24 protein-coding genes are annotated in these 16,274 nt (G+C 62.2%); 10 read left to right on the top strand and 14 right to left on the bottom strand.

The genetic code is table 11. The features are described from left to right. Nucleotides 1-135: 135 nt before the first annotated feature. Nucleotides 136-1,224 (bottom strand): class I SAM-dependent methyltransferase, encoded by a 1,089-nt coding sequence (locus NKG60_RS16250; RefSeq protein ID WP_352664680.1) that lies wholly within the window; start codon nt 1,222-1,224, stop codon nt 136-138. After that, nucleotides 1,221-2,072, bottom strand: coding sequence for a prolipoprotein diacylglyceryl transferase (gene lgt / locus NKG60_RS16245; RefSeq protein ID WP_352664682.1), 852 nt, complete (start codon nt 2,070-2,072; stop codon nt 1,221-1,223). Before lgt ends, NKG60_RS16250 begins: the two co-directional genes overlap by 4 nt. A gap of 130 nt (nt 2,073-2,202) precedes the next feature. On the opposite strand from lgt, the gene NKG60_RS16240 reads away from it, so the two are divergent. The 3 genes from NKG60_RS16240 to NKG60_RS16230 all read left to right on the top strand — a co-directional run bounded on the left by NKG60_RS16240 (nt 2,203) and on the right by NKG60_RS16230 (nt 3,703). Continuing rightward, nucleotides 2,203-2,505 carry an accessory factor UbiK family protein gene (locus NKG60_RS16240; protein WP_352469177.1) on the top strand — a complete coding sequence of 101 codons (303 nt, stop codon included), beginning with the start codon at nt 2,203-2,205 and terminating at the stop codon, nt 2,503-2,505. A gap of 331 nt (nt 2,506-2,836) precedes the next feature. Continuing rightward, nucleotides 2,837-3,337 carry a type III secretion system chaperone family protein gene (locus NKG60_RS16235; RefSeq protein WP_352975135.1) on the top strand — a complete coding sequence of 167 codons (501 nt, stop codon included), beginning with the start codon at nt 2,837-2,839 and terminating at the stop codon, nt 3,335-3,337. 6 nt (nt 3,338-3,343) lie between these two features. Then, nucleotides 3,344-3,703, top strand: coding sequence for a tRNA-binding protein (locus NKG60_RS16230; RefSeq protein WP_352863549.1), 360 nt, complete (start codon nt 3,344-3,346; stop codon nt 3,701-3,703). Nucleotides 3,704-3,715: 12 nt separating this feature from the next. On the opposite strand, the gene NKG60_RS16225 is transcribed toward NKG60_RS16230, so the two are convergent. From NKG60_RS16225 to NKG60_RS16210, 4 genes are all read right to left on the bottom strand, one after another. Then, the gene (locus NKG60_RS16225) at nt 3,716-4,738 is read right to left on the bottom strand and encodes a glycosyltransferase family 4 protein (protein ID WP_352664688.1); all 1,023 of its coding nucleotides are present in this window, start codon (nt 4,736-4,738) and stop codon (nt 3,716-3,718) included. 205 nt (nt 4,739-4,943) lie between these two features. After that, nucleotides 4,944-6,359 (bottom strand): ATP-binding protein, encoded by a 1,416-nt coding sequence (locus NKG60_RS16220; protein WP_352664690.1) that lies wholly within the window; start codon nt 6,357-6,359, stop codon nt 4,944-4,946. Between the two features lie 51 nt (nt 6,360-6,410). Then, on the bottom strand, nt 6,411-7,130 hold the full coding sequence (locus tag NKG60_RS16215; protein ID WP_023678415.1) for a response regulator: 720 nt from the start codon (nt 7,128-7,130) through the stop codon (nt 6,411-6,413). Further along, the gene (locus NKG60_RS16210; protein ID WP_023719182.1) at nt 7,117-7,644 is read right to left on the bottom strand and encodes a MarR family winged helix-turn-helix transcriptional regulator; all 528 of its coding nucleotides are present in this window, start codon (nt 7,642-7,644) and stop codon (nt 7,117-7,119) included. Before NKG60_RS16210 ends, NKG60_RS16215 begins: the two co-directional genes overlap by 14 nt. 249 nt (nt 7,645-7,893) lie before the next feature. Between NKG60_RS16210 and NKG60_RS16205 the strand changes: the two genes are divergently transcribed. The 3 genes from NKG60_RS16205 (at nt 7,894) to NKG60_RS16195 (ending at nt 10,062) form a co-directional block, all read left to right on the top strand. After that, nucleotides 7,894-8,787, top strand: a complete 894-nt coding sequence (locus tag NKG60_RS16205) for a branched-chain amino acid aminotransferase (protein WP_352489012.1) — start codon at nt 7,894-7,896, stop codon at nt 8,785-8,787. A 145-nt stretch (nt 8,788-8,932) separates the two neighbouring features. Further along, a complete protein-coding gene (locus NKG60_RS16200; protein WP_352615707.1) occupies nt 8,933-9,244 on the top strand; it encodes a hypothetical protein in 312 nt (103 codons plus the stop codon). 176 nt (nt 9,245-9,420) lie between these two features. Continuing rightward, a complete protein-coding gene (locus NKG60_RS16195; RefSeq protein ID WP_352664693.1) occupies nt 9,421-10,062 on the top strand; it encodes an MBL fold metallo-hydrolase in 642 nt (213 codons plus the stop codon). 69 nt (nt 10,063-10,131) lie between these two features. Here NKG60_RS16195 and NKG60_RS16190 read toward each other — a convergent pair whose 3' ends face one another. The 3 genes from NKG60_RS16190 to NKG60_RS16180 all read right to left on the bottom strand — a co-directional run bounded on the left by NKG60_RS16190 (nt 10,132) and on the right by NKG60_RS16180 (nt 11,388). After that, nucleotides 10,132-10,542 carry a BA14K family protein gene (locus tag NKG60_RS16190; RefSeq protein ID WP_292661272.1) on the bottom strand — a complete coding sequence of 137 codons (411 nt, stop codon included), beginning with the start codon at nt 10,540-10,542 and terminating at the stop codon, nt 10,132-10,134. 192 nt (nt 10,543-10,734) lie between these two features. Next, nucleotides 10,735-10,947, bottom strand: a complete 213-nt coding sequence (locus tag NKG60_RS16185; protein WP_006202521.1) for a cold-shock protein — start codon at nt 10,945-10,947, stop codon at nt 10,735-10,737. A 228-nt stretch (nt 10,948-11,175) separates the two neighbouring features. Continuing rightward, nucleotides 11,176-11,388: a cold-shock protein gene (locus NKG60_RS16180; protein ID WP_006202520.1), complete on the bottom strand. Its 213-nt coding sequence runs from the start codon at nt 11,386-11,388 to the stop codon at nt 11,176-11,178. 490 nt (nt 11,389-11,878) lie between these two features. On the opposite strand from NKG60_RS16180, the gene NKG60_RS16175 reads away from it, so the two are divergent. Next, on the top strand, nt 11,879-12,277 hold the full coding sequence (locus NKG60_RS16175; RefSeq protein ID WP_352664695.1) for a Kazal-type serine protease inhibitor family protein: 399 nt from the start codon (nt 11,879-11,881) through the stop codon (nt 12,275-12,277). A 10-nt stretch (nt 12,278-12,287) separates the two neighbouring features. On the opposite strand, the gene NKG60_RS16170 is transcribed toward NKG60_RS16175, so the two are convergent. From NKG60_RS16170 to NKG60_RS16155, 4 genes are read right to left on the bottom strand one after another with little or no spacing between them, the layout of a single operon-like run. Then, the gene (locus tag NKG60_RS16170; protein ID WP_352875712.1) at nt 12,288-12,518 is read right to left on the bottom strand and encodes a hypothetical protein; all 231 of its coding nucleotides are present in this window, start codon (nt 12,516-12,518) and stop codon (nt 12,288-12,290) included. 29 nt (nt 12,519-12,547) lie between these two features. Beyond that, complete coding sequence (locus NKG60_RS16165; protein WP_352664699.1) at nt 12,548-12,685, bottom strand: hypothetical protein; 138 nt, start codon at nt 12,683-12,685, stop codon at nt 12,548-12,550. Between the two features lie 38 nt (nt 12,686-12,723). After that, on the bottom strand, nt 12,724-12,969 hold the full coding sequence (locus NKG60_RS16160; protein WP_352469164.1) for a hypothetical protein: 246 nt from the start codon (nt 12,967-12,969) through the stop codon (nt 12,724-12,726). Next, nucleotides 12,966-13,232 carry a hypothetical protein gene (locus NKG60_RS16155; protein ID WP_352664701.1) on the bottom strand — a complete coding sequence of 89 codons (267 nt, stop codon included), beginning with the start codon at nt 13,230-13,232 and terminating at the stop codon, nt 12,966-12,968. The genes NKG60_RS16160 and NKG60_RS16155 overlap by 4 nt, the downstream gene beginning before the upstream one ends. 370 nt (nt 13,233-13,602) lie before the next feature. Here NKG60_RS16155 and NKG60_RS16150 point away from each other — a divergent pair, with 370 nt between their 5' ends. The 3 genes from NKG60_RS16150 (at nt 13,603) to NKG60_RS16140 (ending at nt 15,902) form a co-directional block, all read left to right on the top strand. Next, nucleotides 13,603-13,785 (top strand): hypothetical protein, encoded by a 183-nt coding sequence (locus NKG60_RS16150; RefSeq protein ID WP_352664703.1) that lies wholly within the window; start codon nt 13,603-13,605, stop codon nt 13,783-13,785. A 10-nt stretch (nt 13,786-13,795) separates the two neighbouring features. Beyond that, nucleotides 13,796-14,062, top strand: coding sequence for a DUF1488 family protein (locus NKG60_RS16145; protein WP_352664705.1), 267 nt, complete (start codon nt 13,796-13,798; stop codon nt 14,060-14,062). Between the two features lie 184 nt (nt 14,063-14,246). Continuing rightward, nucleotides 14,247-15,902 (top strand): tetratricopeptide repeat-containing sulfotransferase family protein, encoded by a 1,656-nt coding sequence (locus NKG60_RS16140; protein ID WP_352664707.1) that lies wholly within the window; start codon nt 14,247-14,249, stop codon nt 15,900-15,902. Here the strand turns inward: NKG60_RS16140 and NKG60_RS16135 are convergent. Continuing rightward, on the bottom strand, nt 15,889-16,242 hold the full coding sequence (locus NKG60_RS16135) for a DUF1428 domain-containing protein (protein WP_352664709.1): 354 nt from the start codon (nt 16,240-16,242) through the stop codon (nt 15,889-15,891). The genes NKG60_RS16140 and NKG60_RS16135 overlap by 14 nt on opposite strands. Nucleotides 16,243-16,274 lie beyond the last annotated feature (32 nt).

Genomic DNA, 16,274 nt, shown 5'->3' with positions numbered 1-16,274 from the left:
GCTTTGTTGTCCGTATGGGCGATTTCGTCAAGCGAGTTCAGACGGGGCGAGTTGAAGGCTGGTCAGTTAAGGCTGGCGCAGTTGATGTCGGGCGCTAGTCGAAGATGGGAGAGTGGGAGAGGCGGCAGCGAAAAGTCAATCCGTGCTTGGAAACGGCGGAACGGCAATGCCGGCGGGGAGGACGGCAAGCACCTTGAAGAGTTCGCCCATGGCCAGCGGGCCGGCGAGGCGCTCGACGTCGGCCGCTATCTTTTCGCGAGCTGCCTCATCCGCATTGGCGCCGAGCCGGCCAGCCCGTTCGAGAAGCCCCATCTTGAGCAGGAATTCACCTTGCGTTGAGAGGTGGGCATCGAGGCCGTGTGCCCGAACGGTTGCCGCAAGGGCAGCGAAATCGACATGGGCGGTGAGATCGGCCTGCCCCGGATTGGCCAGCACGTCCTCATGACCGTGCTTGCGCAATGCCTGCAAGGTGTCGCCGATCCCGGGCTGGAGGTGACCGTAGTCGAGAAACAGGCCGGCGCCGCCAAATCCGGCAAGTCGCCCGGCGATGGCCGCCATCAGGGCAGCGCGGGCTGGCGCCACCTCGACGATGGCACCTTGCGGCGCATTCTCGGCACCCTCCGGCAGCAGCATCGGGTCGAGCGAGCCGGCGCCGACGAAAAAGCGCAGCCGGTTCGTATCGTCGAGACCGATCATCCGTTCGCGCCAGCCGGCTCCAGCGCGGACGAACTGGCGGATAGGCACCGCGTCAAACAGCTCGTTGCCAACAATCAGAAGCGGCCCCTGCGGTAGTGTGTCAACGGCCTCATGCCAGGCGATGGTGGCCGACGTCCCGGCAAGCGTCCGTTTCTGGACCTCGGTCAACCGCGGACTGGTCTCGATCAAAGCGAACGATGCACTGGCGGCAAGCGTCGGATCAAGCCGCGAAAGCGTGCGCAGCATATCTCTCATCAGCGTGCCGCGGCCGGGGCCTATTTCGGCGATGGCGACCGGCGTCGGCCGGTCGATCGCCAGCCACGCCTGGTAGAGCCAGATGGCGACCAGTTCGCCAAACATCTGGCTGATCTCCGGCGCGGTGACGAAGTCGCCGGCGGCGCCGAACGGCTCGCGTGTCGTATAATAGCCGTCCTGCGGATCGAACAGGCAGAGCGCCATGTATTTGCTGATGGGGATCGGTCCCACCGCACCGATCAGCTCGGCGATGCGGGTCTTCAGCCGCGTCATGCCGGCTGCGGGTTTGCCACCGGCTTGGCTGTAGCCATCGCCCAGATGCCGGCCAGCACCATCGGCAGTGACAGCACCATCCCCATGGTCAGCCAGCTCGTGCCAAGGAGATAGCCAAGCTGCTGGTCGGGCTCGCGAAAGAATTCGATGAAGATGCGCGAGGCGCCATAGCCGGCGATGAAGGCGCCGCCGACGAAGCGCGGCGTCTTCAGCTTGAGCCGCGAATGGGTGAGGAAGCGCAGGACAAGGAACAACACCAGCCCTTCGAGGAGCGCCTCGTAGATCTGGCTCGGATGGCGTGGAAATGGGCCTCCATTGGGGAATTCGAATGCCCATGGAACGTCGGTCGGCCGGCCCCATAGTTCGGAATTGATGAAGTTTGCCAGGCGAACGAGGCCAAGCCCCACCGGCACGCCGGCGGCAACCACGTCGAACAGTGACCATGTGCGGATGCCGCGAGACCGGGAAAACAGCGTCATTGCGAGAATGACGCCGAGCAGGCCGCCATGAAACGACATACCGCCCTGCCAGACGGCGACGATATCGAGCGGATTGGCAATGTAGCGCGGCAGGTCGTAGAACAGCACGTAGCCGGTGCGTCCGCCGAGCACCACACCGATGGCTGCCCAGACGATGAAGTCGTCGAGGTCGACGGGCTTCATCGGCAGGGTGCCGTCAGGCCAGAGTCTCGGGTTGGTGACGAGGCGCTTGGCATACCACCAGGCGAACAGAATGCCGACGATGTAGCCGACGCCGTACCAATGCACCGCCAGTGGTCCGATCCTGACGATGACCGGGTCGATGTTGGGAAAAGGCAGGGCGGCCAGCGGCAGCAAATATTCGCTCAACAGGGTCTCCGGGTTCCAATCAGGTTCGGGCGCGGACCATGCGGCAGGGTTTTGGCAGGGTCAAGGCAAGCATATGCTTGCATTCCGAATCGTGCGCCACTACGTCAATTCAACCAAGCGAGGATTTGCCATGGCGACCGGACCGAACCGCATTCTCGATGAATTCGCCAAGCTGATGACCGACGCAGCCGGTGCCGCGCAAGGCGTGCGGCGCGAGGTCGAGACCGCCTTCAGGGGCCAGGCCGAGCGCATACTCAACTCCATGGACGTGGTGCAGCGCGAGGAATTCGAGGCCGCTCGCGACATGGCGGCGAAGGCCAGGGAAGAAAACACCCGCCTCGCCGCTCGCATCGAGGCGCTCGAGGCCAGGCTTGCCGAATTGACCGGTCAAGTAGCGCCTGCGGCTGCGGCGAAGCCGCGTGCAAAAAAATAATAAGAAATAAATCATTAAACTTTTCCACAAAGCTGGATCGCAAAAAGCGCTTTGTCGTGAATCGCTTACCGGTACTGCGTGAATCTTTGTGACAGCGCCTTTCCACATGCGAATGACGCAGTGCGAAAAATTTGGCTGGTCACGCGACTCCCGATCAATAGACTGAATTTGTTGCATGATTCGGAGCAGGGTCATGCGCCGGGCGGTGGGGTCCGGTCCGGGGTCTTTGCGTTGACGAAGTCCTGGCCGTCCGAGTTCTAGGCAGAATTGTTCGAGTGTGCCTCTCCCGCGGAGCGTGTGGTGGCGCTCCCAGAACGACAGGAAGCATTTCATGGAACTTCTCGAACTCGAATTCTCCCGCGAAATCCATCCGGTGGATGTTATCGAGCAGGTGGCGCACAACAACCACTGGTCCTTCGAACGGGCCGGCGACGACGAGATCTCGATTTCGGTTGCCGGAAGCTGGACCGACTACCACGTTTCATTCTCCTGGATGGAGGACTACGAGGCGCTGCACCTGGCCTGCGCCTTCGACATCAAGGTGCCTGAGGCGCGCGCGCTCGAGGTGATGCGGCTGCTTTCGCTGATCAACGAGCAGATGCTGTTTGGCCATTTCGACTTCTGGGAGCAGGAAGGCGCCATCATGTTCCGCCAGTCGCTGCTGCTGGCCGGTGGGGTCGAGCCGTCGAGCCAGCAGGTCGAGGTGCTGCTGTCGTCGGCGCTGGAAGCCTGCGAATGCTATTTCCAGGCGTTCCAGTTCGTCGTCTGGTCAGGGACTTCGGCCAAGGATGCGCTGGCCGGCGTGTTGTTCGAAACCTACGGAAACGCCTGACCGTCGATGAGTTCGAGCAAGGCCCGAAAACCCGAGATCAGCTTTGCCGATTTCGACCGCATCGACATCCGCGCCGGCACGATCGTCGAGGCCGAGCCTTTTCCCGAGGCGCGCAAGCCGGCGATCAAGTTGAAAATCGACTTTGGTCCCGTGATCGGGGTGAAGAAATCCTCGGCCCAGATCACAAAATACTATACGCCCGAAACCCTGATCGGCCGGCAGGTGTTCGCTGTGGTCAATTTCCCGCCGCGCCAGATCGGGCTATTCATGTCGGAAGTGCTGACGCTCGGCTTTCCCGATGAAGAGGGCGCCGTCGTCCTTGGCGCGATCGAGCGCAGGGTGCCGGACGGCGGCAGATTGTTTTAACCGCGCTGTTGCTCAGGCGGCCAGTTTACGCTTGGTACCCAGCGCTTCTTCGACCGTTTCCATGAACATTTCCGCGCATGCCTTCCAGCTGTAGCGCATCGCGCGTTGCCGCGCCTCGGCGCGGTCGACGTGAAGGGCAGCGAGCGCCGCTTGCCGCAGGTCGTCCGACACCGCGCCGCCGATGCCGTCACCCACAATATCGATCGGTCCGGTGACTGGATAGGCTGCGACCGGCGTGCCGCTGGCCAGCGCCTCTATGATGACGTTGCCGAATGTGTCGGTGCGGCTGGGGAAGACGAAGGCATCGGCCGAAGCGTAGATCTCGGCCAGTTCGTCGTTCGGGCGATGGCCGAGGAAATGGGCATCGGGATATCTGGCCTTCAGCTTCGCCAATTCCGGCCCTTCGCCTACGATCACCTTGCTGCCGGGCAGGTCGAGGTCGAGGAAGGCCGGCAGGTTTTTTTCGACCGCGACGCGGCCGACGCAGAGGAAGATCGGTCCGGGAAATCCCAGGTCCTTTCTTTTGTCCGGCCGAAAATGATCGGTGTCGACGCCGCGCGTCCACGGCCGGAGCTTGGTGAAGCCGCGCGCCGCAAGATCGTCGGCAAGCGACTGAGTGGCAACCAGCGTGCCCTGTCCTGAATTGTGGAAATCGCGCAGCCAGCGATAGGCCCATGCTTCAGGCACCGGCAGGCGCGCGCTCAGATATTCCGGAAAACGTGTGTGATAGCTGGTCGTGAACGGGCGGCCGGCGTTGCGGCAGTAGCGCCGGGCCATAATACCGAGCGGTCCTTCGGTGACGATATGGATGTGGTCCACCTTGCGTGCCTCGATCAGCTGCGCCACGCGGTGCGGCGTCGTCAGCGCCAGCCTGATATCGGGATAGGTCGGCAGAGGCAGGGTGCGAAAGATGTTCGGCGTCAGGAAGTCCGTCTCGACATCGAAGGATTTCAGGGTCTCCGAGAGACGCTCCAGCGTGTGGACGACGCCGTTGACTTGCGGGCGCCAGGCGTCGGTGACCATCAGGATGCGCATGGCGGTCCCTTGGCGGAGAGCTTGATTGCCTTGCCGCGATACCTGAACGGCGACCACGCCGCAGCTCTGGCCTCGCACCGGCGCACCCGGGCAGGCGCGGGGTCGAAATGAGGCCGCAGGGCCGAATCAATCAAGATCGCGCGCTTCATTGGCGCTCTTCACCATGGTTTCATGACGGGCCGATGAAGGCCGGGTCTCGTTGCCGTCAAGCCGGAACCTTGATCACCGCCCGCAGGCCGCCGAGCGGGCTGCGTTCGAGGACGATGTCGCCGCCGTGGCTGCGGGCAATATCACGTGCGATGGAGAGGCCAAGGCCGGTGCCGCTGGCATCGAGGTTGCGGGCCTCGTCCAAACGCACGAAAGGCTTGAATACATCCTCCCGCTTTTCGGGTGGAATGCCCGGACCGTCATCGTCGATGGTGACGAGCAGCGAACCGCGTCCGTGATTGGCATTGATCTCCACCGTCTTGGCATAGCGGAATGCATTGCCGACGACGTTGGACAGCAGCCGGGCAAAGGCATTGGGGCGCACATGCACATGCGGATCGCCGACAAGCACGGTCGACATCTTGCGCTTGCGCAGCGCGGCTTCCTCGCGAAGCTTGTCGAAGAAGGCTTCGAGATCGAACTGACCGGCGTCTTCCGACGCTTCTCCGCGTGCAAAGGCAAGGTAGCCTTCCAGCATCGACTGCATGTCATCGATGTCCTGGTCGAGTGCCTGGGTATCGGCCGCCTTGGTCCCGGCAAGCGCCAATTGCAGCTTGAAGCGGGTGAGGATGGTCCTCAGATCGTGGCTGACGCCGCTCAGCATGGCGGTACGCTGCTCGAGCTGGCGTTCGATGCGTTCGCGCATCTGGATGAAGGCAAAGCCGGCGCGGCGGACTTCTTCGGCTCCGCGCGGGCGAAAATCGCGCGGCATCGGCCGGCCCTTGCCGAAGCTCTCGGCCGCCTCGGCCAGCGTCAGAATCGGCCGGATCTGGTTGCGCAGGAAGGGAATGGCGATCATCAGCAGCACCAGCGAGGTGCCGACCATCCAGATCAGGAAAATATGGGTGTTCGATGCATAGGCTTGGCTGCGGCGCACGAAGACGCGCAGCACCTTGTTCTCAAGCTGGACGCGGACCTCGACGATATTGGAATTGCCGACCGTATCGATCCAGAACGGACGGTTGATCTGGCGGGTGATCTCGGACGAAAGGATCTCGTCGAGGATCGAGAAGAACGGCTTTGGCCCGGGAGGCGGCAGCGGGTCCGGCGGCAGGAGGTCGACCTTCAGCTGCATGCGATCCTGGGCGATGCGGATGACGTTGGCGTAGTCGGCGTCGTGCGGATAGGTCTCTATCAGGTCGATGATGGCGGCGATGTCGCGCACCGTGGCCTGCGACAGGCGCTGCGTCACGGTCTGCCAGTGGCGCTCCATGAAGACAAAGGCGACGACCGACTGCAGCATGATCATCGGCGCGATGACGATGATCAGCGAGCGGGCATAGAGCCGCTTCGGCATGTAAAGCGATACCAGGCGCCAGAAACGATTCCAGGCGCGCGGCACGGCCTTGAGCGCCCGCGTCGCGCGAGCGCTCAAGCCGCCATCTCCCGGCCGTTCGAGTTGCGTGGTCGCCATTCGTCTTTTCGCTCACCGGCGGCTCGGCAAAGGACCGCTGTCGGCGGCATTCTATTCCACGCTGAGCCGATACCCAATACCGCGCACGGTCTGCAGCCAGACCGGATTGGACGGATCGCGTTCGATCTTGCGGCGCAGCCGGTTGATCTGGACGTCGATCGTGCGCTCGCCGACCTCGGACTCGTCGCCGACAAGCTCATGCCGCGGTATCGTCTCGCCGGCACGCGCTGCGAAGATCGCCAGGATCTCCTGCTCGCGGTCGGTCAGCTTGAGCGCCTCGCCGCCGCGCTTGAGCTCACGCCTGGCGATCTGGAACGTATAGGGGCCAAAGACCAGTTGTTCGACCTTGGGCGTTGTCGCGGGGCCGCCGCGGCGCAGGATATTGTTTATACGCAGGATCAGCTCGCGCGGGTCGAACGGTTTTGGCAGATAGTCGTCGGCGCCGGCCTCGAGCCCGGTGATCCGGCTGTCGGTTTCCGACAGTGCGGTGAGCATCAGGATCGGTACGTTTTTCTCCGCCCGCAGCGCCTTGGTGAGGTCGACGCCGCTTTCACCCGGCATCATGACGTCGAGCACGATCAGATCGAAGTCGAGACCGGCGAGCTTGCGCCGCGCCTCTCCGGAATTTCCGGCGACGGTAACGCGAAAGCCGTTTTCGGTCAGATACTGTTTCAGAAGATTGCGGATACGGGTGTCGTCATCGACCACAAGCAGATGCGGCGCATCGTCTTCCGGTGCTGTCGGATGATCAACCCTCTCAATGGTCTCCATGGCTTTTCCCTGACATCTTTGCGGGCACAATGTCGATCTGCGCCCTTAGTTCCGGATTGACCATCGCTTCCAGGAACCGTTCGATAACGGCGCGTTCGGTGGCTCCGGAATCTTCCAATGCAGCATGGATGCGGCGCGACTGTGGCCGCGCCAGCGCCAGCGCCAGGGCACGGCCTTTGGCCGTCGGGTAGAGTTCGCGCTGGCGGCGGTCGCGAGGGCCCTGCAATTGCACGATATGGTCGGTGTCGATCAGTTGTTTGAGCACGCGCGCCAGGCTCTGCTTGGTGATCTTGAGCACGTCGAGGAGTTCGGCGACCGTCAGACCGGGCCTGCGATTGACGAAATGCAGCACCCGGTGATGGGCACGGCCAAAACCGTAATCGGCCAGGATCTGGTCCGGATCGGAGGTAAAGTCGCGATAGGCGAAGAAGAACAGCTCGATGATGGCGAAATCGATGCCGTCCTCGTCGGTGATCGCCGTCCTGATCGGCTCTGCGGCTGCGTGGCTCGTCATCTTTTCTCCGTGTGAAGCAGGAAATTATGTCAGCACTATTGACGTATTTTCCGCGTGATGGTAATTTTTGGCAAGCTTTTCGGCGGATTGCGAACGAAAAGGCAAGCGAAGCCGTTTTTTCCGGAACTTCCTGAGTTTGCCAGACCTTAAATATCCGCCTACGCTTTAGGACAATGGCGGCCTGCAGCGGCCGAAACGAAACACGCAACGACACAATGATGTGCGGGCTGCCGCCCGCGGGAGGTTACCATGGCATCCGTTCCCTTCGACCAACTGGACGGCTTTATCTGGATGAACGGCGAATTCGTCAAATGGGCCGACGCCAAGATCCACGTCTTGACCCACGGGCTGCACTACGCCAGCGCGGTATTCGAGGGCGAGCGCGCCTATGGCGGCGAAATTTTCAAGCTGACCGACCACACCGAACGCCTGCATGAATCGGCGCGCCTGCTTGGCTTCAAGATACCCTACTCGGTCGCCGAGATCGACGACGCCTGCCGTACGCTGTTGAAGAAGCAAGGTTTCCAGGACGCCTATGTCCGGCCGATCGCATGGCGCGGCAGTGAACAGATGGGCGTCTCCGCACAGAACAGCCGGATCAACTGCGCCATCGCCATCTGGCAGTGGCCGAGCTATTTCGACCCGGCGCAGAAGCTCAAGGGCATCCGCCTCGACATGGCCGAATGGCGCCGCCCCGACCCGCGCACCGCACCGTCGAAATCGAAGGCGGCCGGCCTCTACATGATCTGCACCATGTCCAAGCATGCCGCCGAGGCCAAGGGCTATGCCGACGCCATGATGCTCGACTGGCGTGGCCAGGTGGCGGAAGCGACAGGCGCCAACATCTTCTTCGTCAAGGACGGCAAGATCCATACGCCCAAGCCCGATTGCTTCCTCGACGGCATCACCCGCCGCACCGTCATCGGCCTTGCCAAGGACCGTGGTTTGGAGGTGATCGAGCGCGCCATCATGCCGGAAGAGCTTGAAGGCTTCCAGCAGTGCTTCCTCACCGGGACGGCAGCCGAGGTGACGCCGGTTTCGGAGATCGGTCCCTACCGATTCGAGGTCGGCGATATCGCCAAGACATTGATGAACGACTATTCTGCGGCGGTTCAACCCAACCACGCGATTGCTGCAGAATAACGAAAGTCACAGGTTTTTTATCAAGTAGGGGCGGTTTTCGGGCCGCCCCTTTTATTTAAGCGTCTGCGCATTTGACTTTCATTCAATTCGGCGTCTCATGATGGCGTCGGCCTGGGAGGCTGGCGGCTATGGAGGGACTGGAAATATGGATATGAACACGCTTCTTCCGATCATTATTCAGGTGATTACGGGTATCATCGGTGGTCAGGCGGTCGGTGCGGCTATCAAGACTGCGGCGATGGGGCAGCTTACCAAAATCCTGGGCGGCGCTGTCGGCGGCGTCGGCGGTGCGGCCATCCTCAACAGTCTGCTGGGTGGCGCGGTCGATCCGGCAGCAGCCGCTACAGCGGCAGGGGCCGGCAGCGCGTTGAACATTTCAAATATAGTTGGCGGTGCCGGCGGCGGCGCCATCCTGACCGGCATCATCGGTGCGGTCATGAACGCGATGAAGAAATAAGCTCCGACGTTTCAGGCTTTTCCAATGGGCGGCTTCGGCCGCCCATTCCGTTTGCCGTTTGTGGAGCGGTGGACGCCGTTCGCGTGTGTCTCTACATCAGGACCTGGTTCAAGGTTAGGGCTTTCCTGACGCGTTCGAGGGGACGCGCAGCGCTCCGACAGCGTGAAAGGACGAATATGGGTCAGCTCAACGCCGGCATCGTGCCGGTCACGCCGTTCCAGCAGAATTGCACCATCCTCTTCGACATGGACGACAGACAAGGCGTTGTCGTCGATCCGGGCGGTGACATCGACAAGGTGCTGGCGGCGCTCGAGGACAATGCGATCACTGCCGGCGCGATCTGGATTACGCATGGCCATATCGACCATGCCGGCGGCGCCATGGAACTGAAGGAGGCGCTCGGTATCGAGATCATCGGCCCGCATGCCGCCGACCGGCCGCTGCTCGCCAATCTCGAGACCCAGGCGAAGCGCTACGGCATCACCGATCCGGTGCGCAACTGTGTGCCTGACCGGTTCCTCGCCGAAGGCGAGACCGTTTCGTTCGGCTCACATGTGTTCGAGGTGCTCCATTGTCCGGGCCACGCACCCGGCCACGTCGTCTACTACAACCGGGCGGCGAAGTTCGCCCATGTCGGCGACGTGCTGTTTCGCGGTTCGGTCGGCCGCACCGACCTGCCGGGCGGCGACCACGCCGCACTGATCGCCTCGATCAAGGAGAAGCTTTTGCCGTTGGGCGACGACATCGGCTTCATCTGCGGCCATGGTCCCGGCGGCCGCTTCGGCGAGGAGCGGCGGAGCAATCCGTTCCTGATCTGAAACCGCTTACCGAAACAAAAAAGCGCGGCCTGTGCGACCGCGCTTCTTTCCGACAGGAAACTGCCTCCGTTAATTGGCGGTGCAGAAATGCTGTTCGCCGTCATAGCCGGTGAACGTGCCGGTACGCGAGTTGAAGCTCCGGTAGCGGTCCGAGCAGTATTCGTACCAGCCGCGGGTCCACGGCTCCGCATAGCTTTCGGCATAGGCTACTCGCGGCTGCACGTAATAACGGCGCACCGGGGCAGGCCGGTAGTATTCATCATCATAGGCCGGATCGTAATAGCGGGGCTGCGGGCTGGCGAGCGCACCGCCGATCAGGGCACCGGCCGCAAGGCCGAGCACGCCGGCCGCAACGGCATCGCCGTGGCCGTGGTGGCGGCGGTGATGGCGCCATTCGTCGGCACTGGCCGCGGGCAAGGTCGCAAGCGTGGTCGCAACGACCGCGGCGGACAGGATGGCAGTCTTGAAAATTCGGTTCATGTCGGTCTCCTTCGTGCCGGCCCGGGTCGTTTTCGGGGGATGCGGTCCGGCTTTAACGAAGATTAATATGCGACCGTGGCTGAACGGGGGCTGAACGAAATTTGACCAGGCGGTTCATCTAACTGGGCGATTCAAGCGTGCGGCAAACACCGCAGGCCAGACCGGCCCACGTCCATTCTGTCCAGGGCTGGTTCAGCCGATCGACAGGTTGACGGCTTTCGGACCCTTGCCGCGCTTGTCCGGCTCGGTGTCGAATGTCACTTTCTGCCCATCCTCGAGACCGGGAAGACCCGACGCCTGCACGGCCGAAATATGGACGAAGACATCCTTTGCCCCGTCGTCCGGCGTGATGAAGCCGAAGCCCTTGGCGTGATTGAAGAATTTGACGGTGCCGGTCTGCGGCATGGGAAGCTCCTTTGATCCCACAAGTCCAGTCTCGGGCCGGCAAATGCCCGGACGGAAATTTGTCCTTTATTTTAGTGCCATCGGCAAGAGAAAGTTTTGCGGGCGCCTGCAAGCATCCCGGAACGCAAAAGGCGCGACGAAAACCGCCGCGCCTTTACAGAATCCAAGTTCACTCCAAAAGCCTTGCAGCATCCTCACACCCGAAAGGACGCGCGGCACGCTGTGGTTTCAGGCAGCGCGGAGATTGACCGCTTTCGGACCTTTGCCCATACGGTCGGGCTCGACATCGAAGGTGACCTTCTGACCGTCGACGAGCGTGCGCAGCCCGGAAGCCTCGATCGCCGAGATGTGGACGAACACATCCTTGGCGCCGCCATCGGGCGTGATGAAGCCGAAGCCTTTGGTAGCGTTGAAGAATTTAACGGTGCCGGTCTGGGCCATTGGGGAAACTCCTTCACCCGTGTCAGTCTTGGTGGTTCCGCCCGCCGCCTGGCGCCGTGGGCAAGTCCCGGTGGTTGCTTCGGCAGTCATGCATTGGCGCATGGTAAAACCCCCCGCCGAAAACGGGGCTGTCAGAGATTCACAGTATCGGGGAAAGGTCGTCCAAAACGTTCCGCTCTCCGGGTCGCAAATGCCCGAACACAAAATTTATCGCACGGAAACGTGATGCTTGCAAGATACAGCCGCGGGTGGCCCCAACAGGCGCATCCCGACGCATCGCACCGATAGTCCCGGTTCTCCGCGCGGTCATCGGCCAGGCGCCACCCAGGCATGGTCCAGCAAGCGGGGCAGGTGCTGTTTTGGCTTTGCGCCGGCGTAAGCCATTGGTTCGCCAGTTGCAAACAGGGGTTGCATTTGGCAGCGGAATGACGAGGATCGGCCGGACGCAGGCACCGTTTGTGCAGGCAGGAGTTTCGAGGGAGGAACATTCATGCGGTTTCTTGCGGCAATCTTTCCGCGGCAGGTTTTCTCCATCCTGTTCCTGTCGGCAATTCTCGCAGCCTGCACCGTCGTGGTGGATGATGAGGGACCGGGGCCGCGCCCGCCACAGCCGGGGCCGCAATTCTGCACCAAGCAATATGACCCGGTCTGTGCCCGGCGCGGCGGCGACCGCCAGACCTTCGCCAATGCCTGCCTTGCCGAACGGGCCGGATACCGCATCATCCGTGAAGGCGAGTGCCGTGGCGGTGGTGACGGCGGGGAGCAGACATTCTGTACCCGCGAATACCGCCCGGTCTGTGCCCGTCGCCATGGCGAACTGCGCACATTCCCCAACGAATGCGAGGCCCGCGCGGCGGATTATCGCGTCGTCGATGACGGGCCGTGCTAGCGCACCGGCCTCACTGTTCGTCCGGATAGGCACCATCGGCGGGGCCGACGTAGAGCTCGGCGCCGTCCTCGTTGGAGATGCGCAGGCGATCGGGGATCTGCGGCATCATCAGCGTGTGAAGCAGCGTGGCAGCGCCTTGCAGGGCGGCGCGCAGGTTCGGTGCCTCCAGCGACACTCGATCGAGTGTCGCTTCGTCAGCATCGCGCGAGCGGTAGAACTCGATGACGAAGTTCAAGCACACCTCCAGGCAGATTGTCGTGCGATCGAACCCTAGCCTTTGGACTTGGGTTTCACAGCGGTCTCCGCCTGCTTGACCGCCGAGCCGAAGGGCGAGGCCGGTTTTGCCGCCACCTTCTCCTTCTTGGGCTTGCGTGTCTCGCGATTGCTGCGCTGCTGACCCTTGGCCATTTTCTGATCCCTTATACGTGTTGCGGATTGCTTTCGGCTCAACTGGCCGGGTTGTCGACCGGTTCGAGATTGTCTTCCGTGGTGACCCGCTCATAGGTCTCCTGATCGCTGCGGATACGGTATTGCGGCGAGCCGTCCTTGACCGGCAGCCGGCTCTTGATCTGGAACAGCTCCGCGGTCTTTTGGGCAAGGCCGGTGCGGCTCTTCATGCGGACGGTCTGGCCGACGGTGAAGATATGCGCCGGCGTGTCCGTGCGCCGCGCACTCTGCTGGAAGCGGATCATGTGGCGTTCTCCTGGTCGTGCTGAAGCGCTGCCTCGAGCTCGGCATGGTCAATGGCGACAAGCTGGCTGGTCGCGCTTTTCACCGTCCTTGCCGGCAGATGGATGAAAGTGGCGACGCGGCGCCATGCCGGCCACGACATGCCGTCGATCAGTTCCTCGTCGTGGTCGATGTCATAATCGCCGGCCGGCTGCACGCTATCCAGCCCGCCAAGCACGAAAGGTGCCGCGAAATGCGCGATGGAATGGGTGGTGCGGGCAGACATTCTTGTGCCTCGAAGTTCTCGCTTGTGCCTTGAAGTTCTTGTGCCTTGAAGTTTCGTTCCGGCCTGGCCCCGGAAGCGGAGCCTGCATTGCGGTACCAGGTGTCGGCGATTTGGAAAAGTTTGGCGGGCCGAGAACCCCTGACGCCGCGAGGGCCAAGCATGACCCAAAAACGGTTTCGTACCATTAGTCCGAAAATGCGACTTATTCAAGAAGATTCCGGCCTTTTACCCCTACCAACGTAAAATTACTTTTCTATAGTTATTTGCAGAACGATGATACGATCCCGGTGCACCTCAAAAATTGTTTGAAGAACTTCCGGACAAATTCCTCCGGCATTTGTATTTATTTAGGTATGAAAGGAAGAGAGTCATGAACTCCGAAAGAACACCGGATGTCCCGACAGTTGCAGTTAGTCCCGTCACCAAGCCGATAAAGGTCTTGTCGCCGCGCCTCACGATAAGAAGCGACGAGGCGGCAAGGCGAAGGATTGCCGATACCGACGGCACGGCGCGGCGGGCGCGCCAGCTTGCCGAAAGCAATCGCCTGATTTGACGCGCAGGCCATGACGCTCAATTTTCCCAATCCCAGCCGCTCCTATGACGCGGCGGCCAAGCGCATTCGTTTCGTCGGCCATGACGGCATGCTCGAAGTCCCGTTCTTTGTCGAGGTTGCGGCACTTTCGGCGGCAAACCCGGCTGCAAGCGGAGCCGAGGCCGAATTCCTCAGCGCCTTCGACGCCAAGCGTTCGTCGATCCACGAGATTGCGCGCCAAGCCTACTCGCACGGCCGCAGGAACTTGTATGTGCTGACGCCGGCCGACTTTCGGTAAGTTCCCCGGGGTTCGGAGGTTTGCTTCGTAGCGACCGCCGTCTGCTCTTGCACGTGCCGCAGCGATGGCCTAGATCGCGGCAGGCAGACAACACGGCAGGTTTCCCATCAACAGAGATCCGAGACAACCGGCAGGCGCACGTTACGGCTCAGGCGGACAGCCGCCGCTGGGGCTCGACCAGCACGTGCAGCAGGCGCTGCAGCTGCACCAGGCGGGGCGCCGGCAGGAAGCCGAGGCGCTTTACCGGCAGGTGCTGTCGCAAAAGGCCAACCACCCGGCTGCTGCGCATTTCCTCGGGCTTCTGCTGCACCAGACCGGGCGCAGCGCCGAGGGGCTGGCGCTGATCGAACAATCGGTGCGTCTGCAGCCGAACAATCCGGATTTCCTCAACAATCTGGGCACCGTGTTGCGCGACCTCGGCCGGGTCGCGGCCGCCGCCGATCTCTTCCGCAAGGTGGTGGCGATCCGGCCGGACCAGTTGGCGGCGCGTGACAATCTCGGCTCGTCACTGAAGCAGCTCGGCCAATTCGAAGGCGCCGAGGATATTTATCGCGGCACGATCGGCCGCAACCCGTTCCATGTCCGCGCCCGCGTCGGACTTGCCGAAACGCTGCAGGAAGCGGGCCGGCTGGATGAGGCACTGACTGTTTTTCGCGAGGCGCTGACGATCCGGCCGAAGGATGCCGATCTTTTGCACGGCCTGGGTGTCGGGCTGATGGAAAAGGGCAATCTCGACGAGGCTGCGGATCTTTTCAGGCAGGCGCTGGCGGTGGACCCCGGCATGGCCAGGGCCTGGCTGATGCTTACCCAGGTCAAGCGCCAGAAGGAGCGCGACGCCGAGCTTGCCCGCATGGAGGCGGAGCACACCAAGGCGCCGCAAGGCAGTCTGGCGCGCATGCAGCTTTCCTTTGGCCTCGGCAAGGCCAATGACGACCTCAGGGAGTATGGCCGCGCCTTCGACTATTTCGCCGAAGGCAACGCGATCCGCCGCCAGGGCATCGACTACGACGCCGGCAAGACGCGCGGCGAGTTCGAGGCGATGAAGGCGGTGTTCGACAAGGCCTTTTTTGAAAGGCACAGGCCGAGCGGGATCGCCGACGACACGCCGATCTTCGTTGTCGGCATGCCGCGTTCCGGCACCACGCTGGTCGAGCAGATCATCGCCAGCCATCCGCAGGTCTATGGCGCCGGCGAGCTCAGCATATTGAAGACGGCGGTCGGCAAGCAGTTTCCACTCGGCATGAAGGGCGGCTTTCCCTGGGGCATCGCCGACATGCCCGACAAAGCCTATGCCGAGGCCGGCCAGGCCTATCTCGACATGCTGCATGCCCGCTATCCGGGTTTTCGGCACGTCACCGACAAGATGCCCGGCAATTTCCTGTTGATCGGTTTCATCCACATGATGCTGCCGCAGGCCAAGATAATCCATTGCGCGCGCGATGCGGCGGCGACCTGCCTGTCGATCTACAAGGTGCACTTCCGCGGCGACAGCCATCGCTACGGCTACGATCTCGACGAGCTCGCCGATTTCCACAATCTCTACACCGATATCATGGCGCACTGGCACGCCGTGCTGCCTGATGCCGTGCACGACGTTCGCTACGAGGATTTCGTCGCCGACCAGGAAGCCCAGTCGCGGGCGCTGATCGCCCATCTCGGCCTGCGGTGGGACGACGCCGTGCTGTCGTTCCACCAGACCGACCGGCCGGTGCGAACGGCGTCGGCTGCGCAAGTGCGCCAGCCGATGTATCAGGGCTCGGTCGACCTGTGGAAGCGCTATGGCGACCGGCTGAAGCCGCTGCTCGATAAACTTGATCGAGGGGCGCCTACAGCTCGATGAAGGGCTGAAAACCGCCAAAGATCATGCGCTTGCCGTCGAACGGCATGGTCTCCCAGTCCTGCTTGAGACGAGGATCGGCCATCACCTTGGCCATCACCGCATCACGATGCTGCCTGGATTCATAGACGACCCAGGAGAAGACGACGACCTCGTCTTCCTTGGCCTGCACGGCGCGCGGGAACGAGGTGACCTCGCCATAGGGTACGTCGTCGCCAATGCATTCGACATAGGCCAACGCGCCATGCTCCTTCCAGACCGCGCCGCCCATTTGCGCCATCTTCTTGTAGGCATCGAGCTTTGCTTTCGGCACCGCCAGCACGAAACCGTCGACATAGGACATCTGTCTTCCTCCATGCGATTGTTTTCCTCTCC

It is taken from the genome of Mesorhizobium sp. M1428, assembly GCF_040317515.1.
Taxonomy (GTDB): domain Bacteria; phylum Pseudomonadota; class Alphaproteobacteria; order Rhizobiales; family Rhizobiaceae; genus Mesorhizobium.
This window is presented reverse-complemented; position numbering and strand designations above follow the sequence as displayed.

Coding starts and splice junctions, on each gene's coding strand:
- NKG60_RS16155 (WP_352664701.1), bottom strand. CDS start 13,232: ATGTCTGCCCGCACCACCCATTCCATCGCGCATTTCGCGGCACCTTTC.
- NKG60_RS16205 (WP_352489012.1), top strand. CDS start 7,894: ATGGCATCCGTTCCCTTCGACCAACTGGACGGCTTTATCTGGATGAAC.
- NKG60_RS16135 (WP_352664709.1), bottom strand. CDS start 16,242: ATGTCCTATGTCGACGGTTTCGTGCTGGCGGTGCCGAAAGCAAAGCTC.
- NKG60_RS16235 (WP_352975135.1), top strand. CDS start 2,837: ATGGAACTTCTCGAACTCGAATTCTCCCGCGAAATCCATCCGGTGGAT.
- NKG60_RS16240 (WP_352469177.1), top strand. CDS start 2,203: ATGGCGACCGGACCGAACCGCATTCTCGATGAATTCGCCAAGCTGATG.
- NKG60_RS16145 (WP_352664705.1), top strand. CDS start 13,796: ATGACGCTCAATTTTCCCAATCCCAGCCGCTCCTATGACGCGGCGGCC.
- NKG60_RS16215 (WP_023678415.1), bottom strand. CDS start 7,130: ATGGAGACCATTGAGAGGGTTGATCATCCGACAGCACCGGAAGACGAT.
- NKG60_RS16150 (WP_352664703.1), top strand. CDS start 13,603: ATGAACTCCGAAAGAACACCGGATGTCCCGACAGTTGCAGTTAGTCCC.
- NKG60_RS16225 (WP_352664688.1), bottom strand. CDS start 4,738: ATGCGCATCCTGATGGTCACCGACGCCTGGCGCCCGCAAGTCAACGGC.
- NKG60_RS16220 (WP_352664690.1), bottom strand. CDS start 6,359: ATGGCGACCACGCAACTCGAACGGCCGGGAGATGGCGGCTTGAGCGCT.
- NKG60_RS16180 (WP_006202520.1), bottom strand. CDS start 11,388: ATGGCCCAGACCGGCACCGTTAAATTCTTCAACGCTACCAAAGGCTTC.
- NKG60_RS16200 (WP_352615707.1), top strand. CDS start 8,933: ATGGATATGAACACGCTTCTTCCGATCATTATTCAGGTGATTACGGGT.
- NKG60_RS16175 (WP_352664695.1), top strand. CDS start 11,879: ATGCGGTTTCTTGCGGCAATCTTTCCGCGGCAGGTTTTCTCCATCCTG.
- NKG60_RS16160 (WP_352469164.1), bottom strand. CDS start 12,969: ATGATCCGCTTCCAGCAGAGTGCGCGGCGCACGGACACGCCGGCGCAT.
- NKG60_RS16210 (WP_023719182.1), bottom strand. CDS start 7,644: ATGACGAGCCACGCAGCCGCAGAGCCGATCAGGACGGCGATCACCGAC.
- NKG60_RS16190 (WP_292661272.1), bottom strand. CDS start 10,542: ATGAACCGAATTTTCAAGACTGCCATCCTGTCCGCCGCGGTCGTTGCG.
- NKG60_RS16165 (WP_352664699.1), bottom strand. CDS start 12,685: ATGGCCAAGGGTCAGCAGCGCAGCAATCGCGAGACACGCAAGCCCAAG.
- NKG60_RS16250 (WP_352664680.1), bottom strand. CDS start 1,224: ATGACGCGGCTGAAGACCCGCATCGCCGAGCTGATCGGTGCGGTGGGA.
- NKG60_RS16195 (WP_352664693.1), top strand. CDS start 9,421: ATGGGTCAGCTCAACGCCGGCATCGTGCCGGTCACGCCGTTCCAGCAG.
- NKG60_RS16185 (WP_006202521.1), bottom strand. CDS start 10,947: ATGCCGCAGACCGGCACCGTCAAATTCTTCAATCACGCCAAGGGCTTC.
- NKG60_RS16230 (WP_352863549.1), top strand. CDS start 3,344: ATGAGTTCGAGCAAGGCCCGAAAACCCGAGATCAGCTTTGCCGATTTC.